Source organism: Marinobacter sp. (assembly GCF_033722735.1).
Classification (GTDB): domain Bacteria; phylum Pseudomonadota; class Gammaproteobacteria; order Pseudomonadales; family Oleiphilaceae; genus Marinobacter.
In genome coordinates, this window is sequence record NZ_JAWVYN010000014.1 from 15,568 (window position 1) to 32,309 (window position 16,742).

Annotated in this window: 14 protein-coding genes; 11 read left to right on the forward strand and 3 right to left on the reverse strand. The window is 57.5% G+C overall.

The window, feature by feature from the left end:
* From R3175_RS11560 to R3175_RS11570, 3 genes are read right to left on the reverse strand one after another with little or no spacing between them, the layout of a single operon-like run.
* Nucleotides 1-888 carry a glycosyltransferase family 2 protein gene (locus R3175_RS11560; RefSeq protein WP_318944434.1) on the reverse strand — a complete coding sequence of 296 codons (888 nt, stop codon included), beginning with the start codon at nucleotides 886-888 and terminating at the stop codon, nucleotides 1-3.
* A gap of 29 nt (nucleotides 889-917) precedes the next feature.
* Entirely contained in the window at nucleotides 918-2,882 is a 1,965-nt protein-coding gene (locus R3175_RS11565; protein WP_318944435.1) for a hypothetical protein, read from the reverse strand.
* Between the two features lie 47 nt (nucleotides 2,883-2,929).
* On the reverse strand, nucleotides 2,930-3,364 hold the full coding sequence (locus tag R3175_RS11570; RefSeq protein WP_318944436.1) for a pilin: 435 nt from the start codon (nucleotides 3,362-3,364) through the stop codon (nucleotides 2,930-2,932).
* Nucleotides 3,365-3,708: 344 nt separating this feature from the next.
* Between R3175_RS11570 and pilB the strand changes: the two genes are divergently transcribed.
* From pilB to R3175_RS11625, 11 genes are all read left to right on the forward strand, one after another.
* Nucleotides 3,709-5,427, forward strand: coding sequence for a type IV-A pilus assembly ATPase PilB (pilB, locus tag R3175_RS11575; RefSeq protein WP_318944437.1), 1,719 nt, complete (start codon nucleotides 3,709-3,711; stop codon nucleotides 5,425-5,427).
* A 2-nt stretch (nucleotides 5,428-5,429) separates the two neighbouring features.
* Complete coding sequence (locus R3175_RS11580; protein ID WP_318944438.1) at nucleotides 5,430-6,650, forward strand: type II secretion system F family protein; 1,221 nt, start codon at nucleotides 5,430-5,432, stop codon at nucleotides 6,648-6,650.
* A 100-nt stretch (nucleotides 6,651-6,750) separates the two neighbouring features.
* Nucleotides 6,751-7,626: an A24 family peptidase gene (locus R3175_RS11585; RefSeq protein WP_318944439.1), complete on the forward strand. Its 876-nt coding sequence runs from the start codon at nucleotides 6,751-6,753 to the stop codon at nucleotides 7,624-7,626.
* A gap of 9 nt (nucleotides 7,627-7,635) precedes the next feature.
* A complete protein-coding gene (gene coaE / locus R3175_RS11590; protein ID WP_318944440.1) occupies nucleotides 7,636-8,238 on the forward strand; it encodes a dephospho-CoA kinase in 603 nt (200 codons plus the stop codon).
* Complete coding sequence (locus R3175_RS11595; protein WP_318944441.1) at nucleotides 8,231-9,298, forward strand: hypothetical protein; 1,068 nt, start codon at nucleotides 8,231-8,233, stop codon at nucleotides 9,296-9,298. The genes coaE and R3175_RS11595 overlap by 8 nt, the downstream gene beginning before the upstream one ends.
* Nucleotides 9,298-10,074: a tRNA (N6-threonylcarbamoyladenosine(37)-N6)-methyltransferase TrmO gene (gene tsaA, locus R3175_RS11600; RefSeq protein WP_318944442.1), complete on the forward strand. Its 777-nt coding sequence runs from the start codon at nucleotides 9,298-9,300 to the stop codon at nucleotides 10,072-10,074. Before R3175_RS11595 ends, tsaA begins: the two co-directional genes overlap by 1 nt.
* 90 nt (nucleotides 10,075-10,164) lie before the next feature.
* On the forward strand, nucleotides 10,165-12,483 hold the full coding sequence (locus R3175_RS11605) for a response regulator (protein ID WP_318944511.1): 2,319 nt from the start codon (nucleotides 10,165-10,167) through the stop codon (nucleotides 12,481-12,483).
* Nucleotides 12,484-12,536: 53 nt separating this feature from the next.
* Complete coding sequence (yacG, locus tag R3175_RS11610) at nucleotides 12,537-12,728, forward strand: DNA gyrase inhibitor YacG (RefSeq protein WP_318944443.1); 192 nt, start codon at nucleotides 12,537-12,539, stop codon at nucleotides 12,726-12,728.
* A gap of 135 nt (nucleotides 12,729-12,863) precedes the next feature.
* Nucleotides 12,864-13,421, forward strand: a complete 558-nt coding sequence (locus R3175_RS11615; protein ID WP_318944444.1) for a YfaZ family outer membrane protein — start codon at nucleotides 12,864-12,866, stop codon at nucleotides 13,419-13,421.
* A gap of 119 nt (nucleotides 13,422-13,540) precedes the next feature.
* A complete protein-coding gene (locus tag R3175_RS11620; RefSeq protein WP_318944445.1) occupies nucleotides 13,541-15,676 on the forward strand; it encodes a hypothetical protein in 2,136 nt (711 codons plus the stop codon).
* A gap of 119 nt (nucleotides 15,677-15,795) precedes the next feature.
* A complete protein-coding gene (locus R3175_RS11625; protein WP_318944446.1) occupies nucleotides 15,796-16,722 on the forward strand; it encodes a glucosaminidase domain-containing protein in 927 nt (308 codons plus the stop codon).
* Nucleotides 16,723-16,742 lie beyond the last annotated feature (20 nt).

Below are 16,742 nucleotides of genomic sequence, written 5' to 3' on the forward strand. Positions count from 1 at the left end.
TTATTCCACCGAATTATCGCCACTTGATCGATCTAAAGCCGAGTCTCGATACATTAACTGAGTGATTTGCTCGGACACGAGACCCATTAAAAAAATCAAGACGGAGGTCGTAAATAACAGCCCGCTCATATTAGTAAACCTACCCTGGTCGAAGAACGTAAACATATAGTAACCAAGACCGGTCATAAAGGTTAGAAAGCTTATTGGGACAAAGAGTTTCAGCGGGGAATATAAAGAGCCAATCTTGAAGATTATTAGTAGGAACCTTAGACCATCTTTAGCCAAACTAATGTGACTCGTTCCAACCCTTTTTGCTACATCTATTGGCTCATAGCCAACTGAATAGCCGGCTCGAAAAAATGCCATGGTGCTTGTCGTCGGATAGGAAAAGCCATTAGGCAACAATGACATAAACTCTTTGAACTTGGCCCCACGAACCGCTCGAAAGCCTGACGTCAGGTCTTCAATCTGCTGGCCTGTCATGTAGCTCGAGAGGCGATTATAAAAAGTATTGGCCAGACCTCTGCCGACACTGGCTTGGGAGCCCCTCTGGCGGGCGCCAACAATCAGATCATAACCTTCGTCTAGCCGACGAAGTAGACGTGGAATATCAGCCGGATCATGCTGTCCATCTCCGTCCATAAACACAAACACCGACCCCTTCGCGGCCCTGGCGCCAGATTTGATTGCGGCACCATTACCCATGGAATACGGGTGTCGCACAACCCTGGCGCCAGCGGCCTCGGCTATGGGCCCTGTATCATCCGTGGATCCATCATCCACAACAATAATTTCAGCATCTGGCAGGGTATGGCATACCTTGTCCACAACCTGGCCTATCGCTCCAGATTCGTTCTTGGCAGGTATGATCACCGATACACTTGTCACGCTAGACGTCCCCTTGAAATGGATTTAGCTTATTGAGGATTTTCACTCATTTTTCCATCAATAAGAGCAAATATCCTTTTATATTCTTCCATCTTTGACTCGCTAATTCCTGATACTGAATCCCTTTCTATGGCAACCTCGAGAGCTCTTCTCGCTTCAGGATAGTTGCCCGCCCCCAAAAACAGTCCGGCAATTCTCGTGGCGGAATCAACCGAGGGCTTGAGATCATCAACCTTCAAATAGAGGCTTAGAGCCCCATCGCCATCACCAGCTCTTTTACGTATGTCACCGGCGATAACCAATAAAGCTGCGATTCCGCTCACCCGAGCACCTTCGAAACGGACTGCATTACCGAGCAAGCTCGCCACACCCTCCGCCAGGTGTTCGCAGCCTGTCGGCCACATCATTTCGCTAAGGTGACTCGCAGCGGGGCGCAGCCCATCAGTCCATTGATAAGCGTCAAATTGTTCCAGCAGCGCTTCTGGTTCATACCTTTGTTCCCGGTTAAATGCGCACGAAATACCCATCGACATTATTGGAATACTAAGGTCATGTGGGAAGGAATCATGTGATACATCAAGGGAATCAAGTGCTGCCTCAGGATACCCCATGTTCGCCAAGTGCTGCGCATAGGTGCGTTGTGCGCGAGGTGAGTACGGATGCTCAGTTGCCCAGATAGTCAGTATACGGTTCTCGTCGCCCCATTCGGTTGAATAGCCGTATGTAATTGCCCCAACAATCATGATCAACGCCGGCAGAAAGACACCATAAAATCGAGCGAATTCAGTAGATAGCTTCTCGAAGCCAGCCTTGGCAAAGTAGGCAAAAGCCAAGGTCACACCAAACATCGAAACATAATTTCTATGCTCAAAATACAGCTCAAGTGCGACTGTGGTCGATTCCACCAAATGACCGGAAAAGTACCAAAGGACGCCAAAGCATAATACGGGGTATTTTTTCCTTAGAAGAAGCGCCCCAACCAAGGCCAACGCTGTTAATAACGCCGCCGCCCCCGCGGCAGGGCTTAATAAACTTGAATAGATGGGGTAGTCGTCTTGGAACAGGCCCAATCCATGCACCTGTAGGGAAAACATTGAAAACAGATAATCCCACAGGATTACGGGTTCCGTAATAATTCGCTCGACTAAGGTGAATTCCCGATAGGTGTAGCCGCCCATCCAACGGGGAATATAAAGCAGATATGCAAGAATTATCAGTGAGGGCAACCAGATGCAGAGCCTTCGCCACCAAGCAAAAAGCCTGTCGCTGTCGAACTTCGAAAATATCGTGAGCTCGGCTACAGCAATGAACATTGGCAGCAACGCACCATTTTCTTTGCTAAAGACGGCCAGAAGTCCAAATACGCCAAGCCCCACACTCAGAATAGAAAGCCTGCGAAAATTCCACTCCTTAACCCTGCACCTCATATAAAAGTAAAAACAGACTCCGGCAAGGACAAATAGCGCAGACAGTTGCGCCATTCGTTGGACTGGATACAGTACCGTGGATACCTGAATGGGGTGAAGTAGCCAGATTCCAGTACATACGATCGCAATCCAATCTGCTGAATCAGATTTCCTGAAGATTCGGGAAACTTGTCGAGCAGCGATGAAAACCAGGACTCCAACGAGCAAATGAATCAAAAGGTTGGTTCGCTTGAAGCTCTCCGGGTCTGACGGCCAGGCGTTGTCATTCAACAGGAAAGACAGCTTGGATATGGGACGGTCCAGCGGGCCAGCATTGCCCATGGACATGTATTCCTCAAATGATCGTATATCCGTTACGCCGACCTCCAGAGCCCCCAGGTTGTCAAAATCATCCAACATAAATGGACCGGAAAGACCTGGCGAAAAAGCCGTCCACCCCAAAACAAGAAGTACCATGAGGCACAGAGAAACTAGAATGGAGTGCTGATTCTGGAGAGATCGGTTCATAAACCCAATGCCTGACTCAATACTGAGATTGTATTCTTCATGGAAAAGAAAAGCCCTCACGAAGAGGGCTTTTCCTTGAAACTTCGCTTAAAAGCTATAAGCGAACATTATTCGCGGCAGTTAGCCGGACGATACTTGTCGTCCAAGGTACCGCCGGTGCAGTTGACGGTTACGCCAGAACCGGAACCGGACACAAAATATTCGAAGGTATCACCGTCAGCATCACCACCCAGGTTGTCCAGCGTGTAAGTCAGGCGAGTACCGCCACTTGAAGTCGCGAAGGCGATGGCAGACACGTAATCGCTCTGGCCCGCATCTGTGTTAATGCCAGCAGCAGTTGTTGAAGCAGGATAGTCACCAGTACTAATGTAGTACTCAGCGACACTAGTACGGGCCGCGCTGGCGATGGTCAGAACCTCACTCACCTTCGCACGAATGGTGTAATCCTGATACGCAGGAATTGCTACTGCCGCCAGAATACCAATGATCGCAACAACGATCATCAGTTCGATCAAAGTAAAACCCTGTTGAACTTTTTTCATACTTTATCTCTCCGCAATTTTTGTCAGTCACGCCCCACGAGGAGCGGCCTGACAAGACTGTAGCATTGAGCATGCCAATTGCAAGAAAATGTTAAAAATACCTTATTGTTCAGCGACCTAGTCTGCACCCGCTCGCGTTAGCAATTGATCTACAGATGGTTTCTTCTCGCACGCTGGGTCAGTAACTGACAAATTTGGTCACCCAGCACGCCCTTGAGTAACAGCTTGTAGACCAGACAGCACCTATACCCGCATGGCTTTTCAAACAGGGGCCACCCAACTACACTCACTGATACTCAATATAAACTGCGCATCAGCTACTTAGAGAAAATTTTTCATACTTTATGACAAACAAAAGTTCCAGCGTCACCTTAACCGGCCTGGCTCGACGCTTCGTTGAGGACGGTCTTCTAAGCGAGGAAGACGCCAAGAATGCCTTCATTCAGGCGTCGAACAACAGAATTCCACTCATTACGTATCTGGTACAGCACGAACTGGCTGACAGTAAAGGCCTGGCCTTCTCGGCTGCGATGGAGTTCGGGGTTTCGGTATTGGACCTGAATGCCTTTCTGCCGGAAATGATGCCGGAGAACCTGGTCGACGAGAAGCTGATTCGCAAGCACAACGCGCTGCCCTTGTACAAGCGCGGTAACCGGCTATTTATAGCGGTGTCCGACCCCACCAACATTCAGGCGCTGGACGAGATCAAGTTCAACACCGGATTGAGTACGGATCCGGTGCTGGTAGATGATGCCGTTTTAAGAGTGGCAATCGAGCGATACTTTGAAGCCACCGACACCACTATGGGGGACCTGGAAGACGCCGATCTGGAAGGCGTTGAAACAGAGGGAGGCGAAGCGGACGAAGATGAGGGCACTGTAACCGCCTCAGAAGTAGATGACGCCCCAATCGTCAAGTACGTGAACAAGATGTTGCTGGATGCAATCCGCGGCGGAGCCTCGGACGTTCACTTCGAACCCTACGAGAAGGTCTATCGAGTCCGATACAGAACCGACGGCATATTGAAGGAAATCTCGAAACCCTCGATCAAATTGGCGCCCAAGATCGCCGCCAGGGTCAAGATCATGGCGCAGCTGGATATTTCCGAGCGCCGGGTGCCGCAGGACGGCCGTATAAAGATGAAGCTGTCCAAAACCAAGGCCATCGATTTTCGGGTAAATACCCTCCCCACCCTATGGGGCGAGAAAATCGTGTTGCGGATTCTGGACCCAAGCCAGGCGAAGCTTGGTATCGATGTTCTGGGGTATGAAGAAGACCAGAAACAACTGTATCTGGATGCACTGGAGCAGCCGCAAGGCATGATCCTGGTGACCGGGCCTACGGGTTCCGGTAAGACTGTATCCCTCTACACGGGCTTGAACATTCTCAATACACCTGAACGAAACATATCCACCGCGGAAGATCCGGCAGAAATCAACCTGGAAGGCATCAACCAGGTCAACGTCAACAACAAAGTCGGCCTAGGGTTTGCGGAAGCGTTGCGGGCATTCCTGCGTCAGGACCCGGATATCATTATGGTGGGTGAGATTCGAGACCTGGAAACTGCCAACATTGCCATCAAGGCCGCTCAAACCGGCCACCTTGTGCTTTCCACCCTGCATACCAACAGTGCTGCCGAAACCCTCACCCGGATGATGAACATGGGCGTGCCGGCATTCAATATTGCAACGTCGGTTAGTCTTATCATCGCCCAACGACTCGGGCGAAGGTTGTGCAACTCCTGCAAACAACCGGCCGAAATCCCAAGAGAGACGCTATTGGCCGAAGGGTTCACAGAGGAACAAATTGATACAGGCTTCACGTTGTACCGCCCCAAGGGCTGTGATAAATGCAATGGAGGATACAAAGGGCGCGTCGGTATTTACGAGGTAGTACCGATTACCAACAGGCTGGCCAACATGATTATGGAAGAGGCCAGCTCCATAAAAATTGCAGAACAGGCACAGTCTGAAGGCTTCGCCAATCTAAGGCAATCCGCCCTTAAAAAAGTCATTCAGGGTGTGACCAGCCTTGAAGAGGCGAACCGGGTGACGAAGGATTAAGCATGGCTGAAAAAGCAGAACAACTCCAAGTCTTTGTCTGGGAGGGCAAAGATAAAAAGGGCAACAAAACAAAGGGTGAAGTGTCAGGCTCCAATCTAGCTGTGGTGAAGGCCCAGCTACGGAAGCAAGGCATCCTCCCCAGTAAGGTTCGTAAAAAACCCAAACCGCTCTTTGGTGGTAGCAAAAAAATTACGCCGTTCGATATCGCCATGTTTACTCGGCAAATGGCAACAATGATGAAAGCTGGCGTTCCGCTTGTACAAAGCTTTGATATCGTAACCGATGGGTTGGAGAATCAGGGATTAAGGGAGCTCATCTCTGCCATCCGCAACGACGTGGCGTCGGGCACCAGTTTTGCCAATGCCCTTCGTCGCCACCCCCGTCATTTTGACGACCTGTATTGCAACCTGGTGGACTCTGGCGAAAAGGCGGGGGCGCTGGAGCAACTGTTAGACCGGATAGCTACCTATCTGGAAAAGACCGAGACTCTCAAGAAGAAAGTCAAGAAGGCCATGACCTACCCTATCGCGGTCATTGTTGTCGCGATTGTGGTAACAGCCATCCTGCTTGTAAAAGTGGTACCTCAATTCGAGAGCCTGTTCCAAGGCTTTGGCGCCGAGCTGCCTGTATTTACGCAATTCATTATAAATATATCCGAATGGATGCAGAAATGGTGGTTCATCGCCCTACTTGGTTTTGTGGCCGTTATTTTCGCCTTCAGAGAAGGCAAGCGTCGATCACAGAAATTCTCGGATATGGTCGACAAATACATTCTGAAACTTCCCATCGTAGGGGAAATCCTTGATAAATCGGCGGTGGCCAAGTTCGGACGAGTTCTCTCGACCACTTTCGCCTCTGGCGTACCACTGGTTGAAGCGCTCGAGTCCGTAGCGGGAGCTACCGGTAATGCAGTCTATCGTGACGCCATCAACGGTATCAGGGATCAAGTTTCAAGCGGTACCCAACTTCAGGCCGCAATGAGACAAGCCGACGTTTTTCCGATTATGGCTATACAGCTCACCGCTATTGGCGAAGAATCAGGCAACCTGGACTCGATGCTGGAGAAGGTTGCTGATCACTATGAAGCGGTAGTCGATGATATGGTCGATAACTTGACCGCCCTCATGGAACCCATGATCATGGCGGTACTCGGGGTGCTGGTCGGTGGCCTGATCATCGGCATGTACCTGCCCATCTTCCAGATGGGTCAAGTGGTTGGCTAATATTGATAGAAACTAAAAGGTGTTTCTATTACCGATCATGAAATCAAGGAGAGCCTGAACAGGCTCTCCTTCTCTTATCTCACCATCAACGAACCAATCCATGCAGCTTATCGAACCAATTCTTGATTCTCCCTGGATGCTTTTCACCGTTATCGCAGCAGTCTCCCTCTGTATCGGCAGCTTCCTGAACGTCGTCATCCTGCGCCTCCCCAAGATGATGGAGCAGGACTGGCGCTGCCAGTGCGAGGAATTCCTGGAGGTGCCGGAAAAGCAGCGCGCCGAGCCCCAGAAGATCACCCTGGCCTCGCCCAATAGCACCTGTCCGTCCTGTGGCCATGAGATCAAGCCCTGGGAGAACATTCCGGTGATCAGCTACCTGGCACTGCGGGGCAAGTGTTCCGCCTGCAAGGCCCCGATCTCGGCCCGCTACCCCATCGTGGAAGCGTTGACGGCGCTGCTCTCGGTGTTCACGGTGTGGCTGCTGGGGCCGTCTGCGGCCACCCTGTGGGCGCTGCTGCTGGTCTGGGCCCTGATCGCGTTGACCAGTATTGACCTGGACACGCAGCTGCTACCGGATAGCATTACCTATCCCCTGCTCTGGCTGGGGTTGATCCTCAATTACTACGGGGTGCTGACGGATTTCAACAGCGCCTTCTGGGGGGCCATTGCCGGTTACCTGTCGCTGTGGTCGGTGTACTGGCTGTTCAAGCTGGTGACCGGCAAGGAGGGCATGGGCCACGGCGATTTCAAGCTGTTGGCGGCGCTGGGTGCCTGGCTGGGGTGGCAGATGTTGCCAGTGGTGATTCTGCTGTCCTCCGTAGTGGGTGCCGTGGTGGGCATTGGGCTGATTGTGTTCCGCCAGCATGGGCGGGAAGTGCCGATTCCGTTTGGGCCCTACCTTGCCGGCGCTGGGCTGCTGGCGCTGTGGTTTGGTGAAGAACTGCAGGGTTGGTGGCTGGGTTACCTCGGAGTTTAAGGTGACGGTATGACGACTATTGTTGGACTGACCGGCGGGATCGGCAGTGGCAAGTCCACGGTCGCGAAACTGTTTGGCGACCTGGGCGTGCACTGGGTGGACGCCGATGACGTGGCCCGCCAGGTGGTGGAACCGGGGCAGCCGGCGTTGGCGAACATTCGGGAGCACTTCGGCGCGGAGATCCTGACCGATGAGGGCCGCCTGGATCGCGCCGCCCTGCGCACCATCGTCTTCAAAGACCCCGCTCAACGGGAGTGGCTGGAGAAGCTGCTCCATCCGTTGATCCGCGAGGAACTGGTCCGGCAGCTGACGCCGGAGAACCACGATCAGCCATACACCTTGCTGGTCTCCCCCCTATTGCTGGAAACCGACCAGTATCAGCTGGTCAGTCGGGTTGTGGTGGTGGACGTACCCGTGGAGACCCAGATCGAACGCACGGTGGCCCGCGACAACAACGACCGGGACCAGGTCGAGCGCATCATCGCCGCCCAGATGCACCGGGATGAGCGACTTAAAAAAGCCAACGAAGTGATCGATAATAATGTTCCGTTGGCCGACGTCCGGCGTCGGGTCGAGACGCTGCACAATCAGTTCCTGGTGGCATTTGCATAGACATCAACTCACAATCTACGCCCTGCTTTGGCTAGCGACCGCCCCAGCCTCCGGCCTGGCGGACTCCATCATTTCGGTTCAGGACCCCAGTATTACCGAGGCCCTCTCGGTCGAGTCCTTGCCCCTGGATTTCTACACGTTCACCCCAGAGGAATACTGGCAGGAACCAGAGGATTCCTATTGGCTGCAGTTCTCCAACTGGGTGTTGGGCAGCCAACGCAGCAGCTCCCGGCTGGTACAGGGCTTTGGCGAATGGGCCGACCGAACCCTCTCCGGCAGCGACAGCGCGTTGCCAGACAATGAGAGCTACATACGTATCGGCTTCGCGACACAGTCCGAACATGGCGACCCTTTGCAGTTGGAACCGGAGGGCCGCTTTCGCCTGGATGTTCCCACTCTGGAGGAGAAACTGCGGCTGGTCATCGAGAGTGAGAGCGACGAGCTGATTCCCCTCGAAGAACGTCGCCGGAATCGCCAGCTCACCGACAACCAACGCACCGAGACCGATGCCACCGGCGCCTTGCGGTTCCTCACCGAGGTGGGCGACGCCATCAACCTCAGCAACGATGTGGGCGTCCGTCTGCGTCTTCCTCCCGATGCCTTCTGGCGGGTGAAGGCCAGCAAGCGCTGGCAGCTGGACGAGGACTGGGCCCTTCACGCGGACCAGCGTTTCTACTACTTTCACCAGACCGGCTGGGGCGAGCGTACCCGGCTCAGTTTTGGCCGGGAGCTGGGCAAGGGCTGGAAATTCCTCGCCTCCTCCGAACTGGAATGGGTGCACCAGGACCGCAAATTTGTCATGTCCCAGACCTTTAACACGTTCAAGCGGTTGAACAACCGGGCCACCATCAACCCGCGCCTGGGCATTCTTGGCGAGAGCCAGCCCAGTTGGCGCACCACCAGTTACTTTGCCGATGTCACCTATCGGTATCGCCTGTATCATAGCTGGCTCTTTGGCGAGCTGATTCCGGCCATCGAGTTTCCCAGGGACGCCAGTTTCAAGGACCGTTCCTCTCTGATTCTTCGCATTGAAATGTACTTCTCCAGAAACCTCGACTGATGAGCCGACACCGTTCCAGACCCGCCGCCGAAGCCCTTACCCTGACGCCGATTGCCCTCACCCGATCCTGCTTTCGGGACAAGTTCGGCGTGCCCCGGCAGCCCGGCCTGACCCGGCACGCCTGGGCGGACCTGATCGTTCAGCCGCCGTTTGACCGCGAGGACGCTTTCCGGGGGCTGGAGTCCAGCAGTCACCTCTGGCTGACCTTCCAGTTCCATGAGGCGGTGCGGGAGGAGTGGCGTCCCGTGGTGCGTCCTCCCCGGCTGGGCGGCAATAAAAAGATCGGCGTGTTTGCCAGCCGCTCGCCCTTCCGTCCCAACAGCCTGGGGCTGTCGGTGGTGTGCAACGAGGGCCTGCGGCGGGAAGGCAAACAGTTGATTTTGCGCATTCGCGACCACGATTTGATCGACGGCACCCCCATCCTCGACATCAAGCCCTACCTGCCCTTCGCCGACGCGGTTCCCGAGGCCGCCCTGGGCTGGGCGGACACTCCTCCCACCGACCGCCTGCCGGTACACTTCAGCCGCGAGGCCCAGCAACAGCTGGCCAGCCTGGACCCGGAGCGCTATCCGGATTTCCGGGCGCTGATCGAGGACGTGGTGAGCTACGACCCCCGCCCCTCGTTCCGCCGCGGCAGGGATGAGGACCGCATTTACGGGGCACACCTGTACGACTTTAACGTACGCTTTCGGTTTGTTGGCGGCTCCGCCTCCGATTCGGAATTGGCACGTTCGTCCCCCCTGGCAAAGGGTGTCGAGGTCCTAAGTGTCTGTTAAACTTCCGCTCAGGAAATAGACAGCCATGCTTCAGGATTCGAATAAACACAGGGAAAGCGTGCTTTGCCGTTAACCAACTTGCTGAAAAAAATGGGCGTCCGTCCACTGGCGGCTCGGTTGCTCATCTATGTGCTGTTGTTCAGCATGGTAGTGTCCATCCTGGCCACGGGCCTGCAGATGGTCGGCGAACTCGACAGCCGCACCGACGAGCTCAAGACCTCCCAGCAGAAAGCCGCAGACCTGATATCCGGCACGCTCAGCAACAACCTCTGGCTGCTGAACTACAGCGAGGTGGCCAACACCATCGACGCCATCCTCAACCTGCCGGACATCGCCCATGCGGAAGTCCGGGTCCCCGAAGGCGACGTCTTCAGCGCCGGTAGCTATCCGGAAGGCCGGGTGATCACCCAGTCCTTCCCACTGGTCTACAAAGGCCCGCAGCTGAACAAACCAGTGTCGCTGGGCTCCCTGACCCTCACCTCGTCGGTGGAAGTGGCCTATCAGCAACTCATGGAACGGGCGCTGTTGATCTTGCTGTTCCAGTCCTTCGTAGTGATGCTGGGCACACTGGGATTGCTGGTGATTGTGCGCTTTACCCTGTCCCGGCACCTGGAAACCATGTCGCGGTATGCCGCACGCCTGAACCTGGATGCCCTGATCGAACCGCTCAAGCTCAAACGCAAGCCCCTCAAGCACCCGGACGAACTCAGCGAGATGGAGCAGGCGCTGAACACCATGCGCCTGCAGCTGCTGGAAGACACCCGCAACCTGCGCCAGACCACCATCCAGTCCCAGGGGGAGCGGGACAAAGCCATCAAGGCCAACCACGCCAAGAACCAGTTCCTGGCCAACGTCAGCCACGAGTTGCGTATCCCGCTGCAATCGGTACTGGGCTATGCCAGCCTGCTGAACGACACCCAGCTGGACCAGGAGCAGCGAGAGTACGTATCAACCCTGCAGGGCGCGGCGGAAAACCTCTCCGCCATCATCAACGACCTGCTGGACATCTCCAGTATCGAAGCGGGCAAGCTGGTGCTTGAACCCATCCCCTTCGACCTGCGGGAAACCCTCAACGACCTGGTCCATATGCTGGGCAACCGCGCCCGGGAAAAAGGCCTGGCCCTGGAACTGCGGGTGGATGAGAACCTGCCCTTTGGCCTGGAGGGCGATCCGGTACGGATTCGCCAAATCCTGCTCAACCTCACCTCCAACGCCATCAAGTTCACCGACTCCGGACACGTACTGATCAGCATCGAGGTGCTGGGCCGGCAGGATGACCGGGTCGGCCTGCGCCTGGCGGTGGAAGACACCGGGGTGGGCATCAATCCGGAAGACCTGCCGCTGGTGTACGAACCCTACGTCCAGTTGGGCCAGCGGTTCCAGCGCCAGTCGCCGGGCGCCGGCCTGGGGCTGGCCATCTGCCGCCAGTTAGTGTCCCTGATGGATGGCACCCTGGATGTGGAGAGCCAGCCGGGGGAAGGCAGTACCTTCTGGGTGGAACTGTCGCTGCCCCTCGCGCCGGACGGCGCTACCCGGGTTCGTCCCGATACCCGCATGCTGAAGGGCAAACGCATACTGGTGGTGGATTCCTACGAGCTGTCCCGCAAGATCACCCTGGAGATGCTGTCACGCTACGAGCTCGACATCGAAGCGGTAAAATCCGCCGGCGAGGCCCTGACGTCCCTGCGTCAGGCGTCGGACAGCCAGCAGCCCTTCGACGCCGTGGTGCTGGACGGCTTTGTGCCGGACATGGACAGCGACCTGCTGTGCCGTCAGGTTCGCAGTAACCCCGACTGGGCCCGCACCCGGCTGCTGATTCTCTCGTCCAACCCTCAACGGGGGGACGCCGAGCATTTCCGCCAGGCCGGGGCGGACGCTTTCCTCAGCAAGTCCCTGCGGGAGTCCTGCCTCAGTCCCATCCTCCATCAGCTGTTCCTGGACGCCAGCAAGGACGAACGCCAGTTCCTGACCCGTTTTTCCCTGCAGTCCGGCGCCCCAACCACCCGCCGTCAGCACCTGCCGGGCGGGCGCATGCGGGTGTTGCTGGTGGAAGACAACCCGGTGAACCGAACCCTTACCCGGCGCTTGCTGGAAAAGCTCGGCTGTGATGTGATGACCGCCAACGACGGCGAGGCCGCTGCCAGCCTGTGGATGTGGCACCCCTTTGACATCATCTTCATGGACTGTGTGATGCCCAAGGTGGATGGCTTTGAGGCAACGCGCCGCCTGCGGGACTGGGAGCGCCGGGAGCAGCGCTCCCCCATTCCGGTGGTCGCCCTGACGGCCAGCGCCATGGAGAAGGATGAAGAACGGTGCCGGCAAGCGGGCATGAACTCCTTTGTGGCCAAACCGGTCAATATAGAGATGCTGCGCGCCGTGCTGGAGCAATACTGCAAGGTCATGTCGTAACCGATGGCCGTTCGTTGTGCAAGGTAGTCTGTTAGATGAAGGTAGTTTCCTGAATGATTGTTGACTGTCCCACCTGTAAGAAAGCCGTTGAATGGGATACCGCCAATCCCTACCGGCCGTTCTGCAGCGAACGCTGCAAACTGATCGACCTGGGCGCCTGGGCCAATGAGGAGTACCGGGTACCCGCCGAGAATGTGAACCCTGACGACCTGGACCAGGGGGAACACGGTTCACCCGAACATTAACTGTCACCGCCCTACCCCATTGGGTTTTGCCTTACCCCATTGTAAGTTGAGTGCCCTGGGGTGGCCCGCTACCATGGCGTCAACGTTTTCGATCGCAACCAATTCAGCGACTTAACACAACCGATAGGTACCCGCATGAAGTACTGCCGTATTCCGCTTGTTGCCCTGTCCCTGGCTGCTGCCCCTGTGATGGCCGGCGACGTCGACCTCAGCCTGACCGACGATTCCGTCAAGGGCCAGGTGAACCTGTTCGAGACCCAGTCCGAGCTGCAACTGGGTATCGGCCATACCTACCATGAAGGCAGCCGCAACATCACCAACCTCGACTTCCACGCCCAGGGCCGTACCGCCATTGGTAACCTGCCGACCACTGCCGGGGTTGGCGTTCGTGGCATCTACTGGGATGACTCTCCCGCTGACGGCGGTGCGCTTGGCCTCGGCGGCTACGCTACGCTGAACGTTCCTGACGTTCCCGGGCTCTCGTTCACAGGCTCCGCCCACTTTGCGCCGGACATCCTGTCCTTTGGCGACTCTGAGGACCTTACCAGCATCGAGCTGCGCGGCAGCTATCGCATTATTCGCAATGCCGAAGTGTTCGCCGGCTACCGGTACCTGAACACTGACCTGGAAGACGTCAGCGGTGACGTCAATCTGGACGAGGGCGTGCTGGCCGGCCTGAAGATCTACTTCTGATACAGTGCCGGTGGCGGCCCCCGTCACCGGCTTTTCGTGTGCTGACTCACTGTTTCACCCTGCCCTGCCTGCTAAACTGACGCTCCATCTACTCGAAATCACGGAATGGAATCTCCGGCATGCGGCTGAAACGCGTTTCCCTGCCTACGGTACTCGCCACCTCCCTGTTACTGATCGCCTGCGGTGGCGGCAGCGACGACTCCATTGACGAGGCCGCCAGCAGGCCCAACACCTTCCCCCCGGCCACCAATGCCCTGGATGACTTCCAGTCCGGCACCACCGGCGACTCCAACAACAGTTCCGGGCTGGCGAAGAATGAAATCAGGGTCACCCTGGAAGTGCCGGAAGCCGTCGCCCCGCAGGGCGAAGTCACCCGCCGCAACCTGCGCATCGTCGAGCCCGAGCGCCTCGAGGTGTACCGATCAAACCAGACCCTCAGCCGCCTGGCGTCAGTGGACGCGGACATCCGTGCCGAGGGCAATGGCCGCTACGTGGTCACCTTCGCCGAGGGCCAGCCCATAGGGCCCAACGTGATTATCGAAGCCGTCACCGGCAATACCCTGTACCGCTCCCTGGCCGCCGACGAAGACCGGGATATCAAGGTCAATCCGTTCTCCGAGTACCTGGTCAGCGAGGTCCTGGCGGACTATACCGCAGCCCAGTTTGACCAGATCATGAGCTGCGTGAACAGCACCGAGGATGCCCTGTGCCTGAACAAGTACGTCTGGTCCACCCTGGCCGACCAGGTTCACGACTTTGAAATCGACATACCTGCCAACCTAGACGGCGATGGCGCGGTGGCCTTCCTTGGCGAACGTACAGACTTTGCCAGCTACACCGCGGACATGGCGGATTACGCGCTGCTCGACCGCACCTCCGCCGGTAAGATCGCCGCCTCCTCCGTGGACTTCAACAGCGTGCTGCTCGGCATCGAGTTGGGCCAGAGCTTTCACGAACCCAGTCTGGATGGCCCCGGCCAGTGGGGGGTTCGTATCGCCCAGGAAGAACTGTTGCAGGACGAGTACGGCAGTGCCTTTGTGTTCCCCGCCCTTACCCTGACCTCCTTTGATGTCTTCGATATCAATGTGACGTCCCTCACCAGCGACATTCCCTACCGTCGCGAAACGCTGATGCAAACCGCCGGCAACGACTTCTTCTCCCGCGGAAGCGAAACCTGGGCGCTCAATACCCACGCCACGGCACCGGGCGCTGCCACCCTTCAGGATGACGTGCGACTGCTCACCGGTCGAGCGCTGTACCAGAGCATCACCGGTCGGGACAGTTCCCGGATTGTGGGCTGGACCCGCAATCCGTTTTTCCTGGATGCCTATGTCCGGGGCGGCAGTGCGGCGCCCAGCCAGGTGCTGGCCGGCTACTTCAGTGCCGGCAAGGCCATCGCACTGGAGACGCAGGGGGATGAGCTCAAGCGCCAGCAAACCCTGGAAGACCACTACCTTTCCGTACTCGACCTGAATCTGGCCCGGGCCGAGGATTTCAGCCTCGATACCCTGAACGGCAAGACCTACAACGTGCTGACCCTGGGATTGGAGCTGAACCAGGCTGCCACGGCCCCATTCGTGGCGGAAGCGGCCTTCGGCACCTGGATCGTCTCCGGCACCACCGTCACCCGCAGCCTGGCCACCCAGCAGCTGAGCCGAGATGGCAGCGGTACCGTCAGCGCCCAGGTCAGTGCCCGCGCCGGCGGCCACAGCCTGACCCTGCGGGAGTCCCAGCTAAGCAGCGGCCCCCAGCAAATCGGCCGGCTCAACCTGGACAGCCATGGCATCGGCGCCAGCACCCCCGACGGCGAGCTGATGGCGTTCAACCTGGACGACTCGGAAATCGGCGATGGGCTGGTCGTCGCCGCGGAACAGGCCTCCGGCGCAGCCCCCTCAAGCGGCAGTTACCGGGTTCAGGGACTTTCCCTGGCCCTGGCGGACAACAGCAACCAGTTGACCCACTATCAGGACGCAACGTTGACGCTGACCTCTGCCACCACCGCCATCCTGTCCACCAGCGGTCTTTCCGTCACACACACCGTTGCCCCGGTGGAGGTCGGCACCCCTTCGGCCCTGTCTGAGACCGACATCGCACTCAGCTACACCGACCTGGGCAATGGTCAGGTCCGCCTGACCGACGGCGCACTCACGCTGGAAGGCTTCGTCAGCGCGGACCAGGAATCCCTGTTTCTGCGGCTGGTAGACACCGGCACCCCCCAGCGCCTTGGCCTGCTCATGGCGACCCGCCTTCCATAGCGTCCCGTCTGGCCATTCGTTAACCCGATACGGCCAATGGGGCCGATAGTACGGCCAGTCCATCAACCGGGGCACAACCTGTTATACTTCCTCGCATGTCGTTAATGACGCGAGGTTGTATGTCGTTGGTTGTTCGCGCCCTGCTGTTGCTGTTGCCGCTGGTTGCCGCTGCCCTCTGGGGAAGCCTGTACTCACCGCTTACCGACCAAGTGGGCGGCCGCTACGGCATTTCCACGGGCCAGCTTCCGCCGCTGCCCGAGTGGTCCCGCGAGCCACTCCCGGACTTCTCTAGCTATCGTGATACCACGGAGAAGAAGGCCGCGTTCTTCGCTTTCCTCTACCCCCGCATCGTGCTCGCCAATAGCCGGGTACTGATGGCCCGCCAGTACCTGCTCAAACTGTCGCAGCAGGATACCCTGTCTGAGGCTGAGCGGGCGTGGCTGCAGGCACAGAGCGAGCGGCTGCGGGTCGACTCAGCGGTGGGCAGCGCCGAGAACTTTACCGCCCTGAAACAGAAGCTGGACGCCATTCCGCCGTCCCTGGTGATGGCGCAGGCCGCCAATGAATCCGCCTGGGGCACCTCCCGCTTTGCCCGGCAGGGGAACAACCTGTTCGGCCAGTGGTGCTTCTCCGCCGGCTGCGGCCTGGTCCCCCGGCGGCGGGGGGATGACCAGAGTCACGAGGTGGCTGCTTTCGCCTCCCCCTATGGTTCGGTGCGCGCCTACATCGAGAACCTCAACCGTCACCGCTCCTATCGCGACCTGAGGCAAACCCGGGCCCAGGCCCGGCAAGCGGGCAAGAAGCCCGACGGGCTGACGATGGCCAACGGACTGCTCCGGTATTCCGAACGCGGTGACGCCTACGTGAAAGAAATTCAGGGTATGATCCGCTTCAACAACCTGGGCTACTTTGACCGTCAGTTTGCCCGGTTACTGGCCTCCCCCTCGGGGGAGACCCTGCAACACATCGCCGTTGCCAGTGAAGAACGGAGCCTGATGCCACCGACGACAACCGCCACGCAACCCGGTCCGGCCCACGAAGGCTGACCATCCGGCAGGCGCATAGA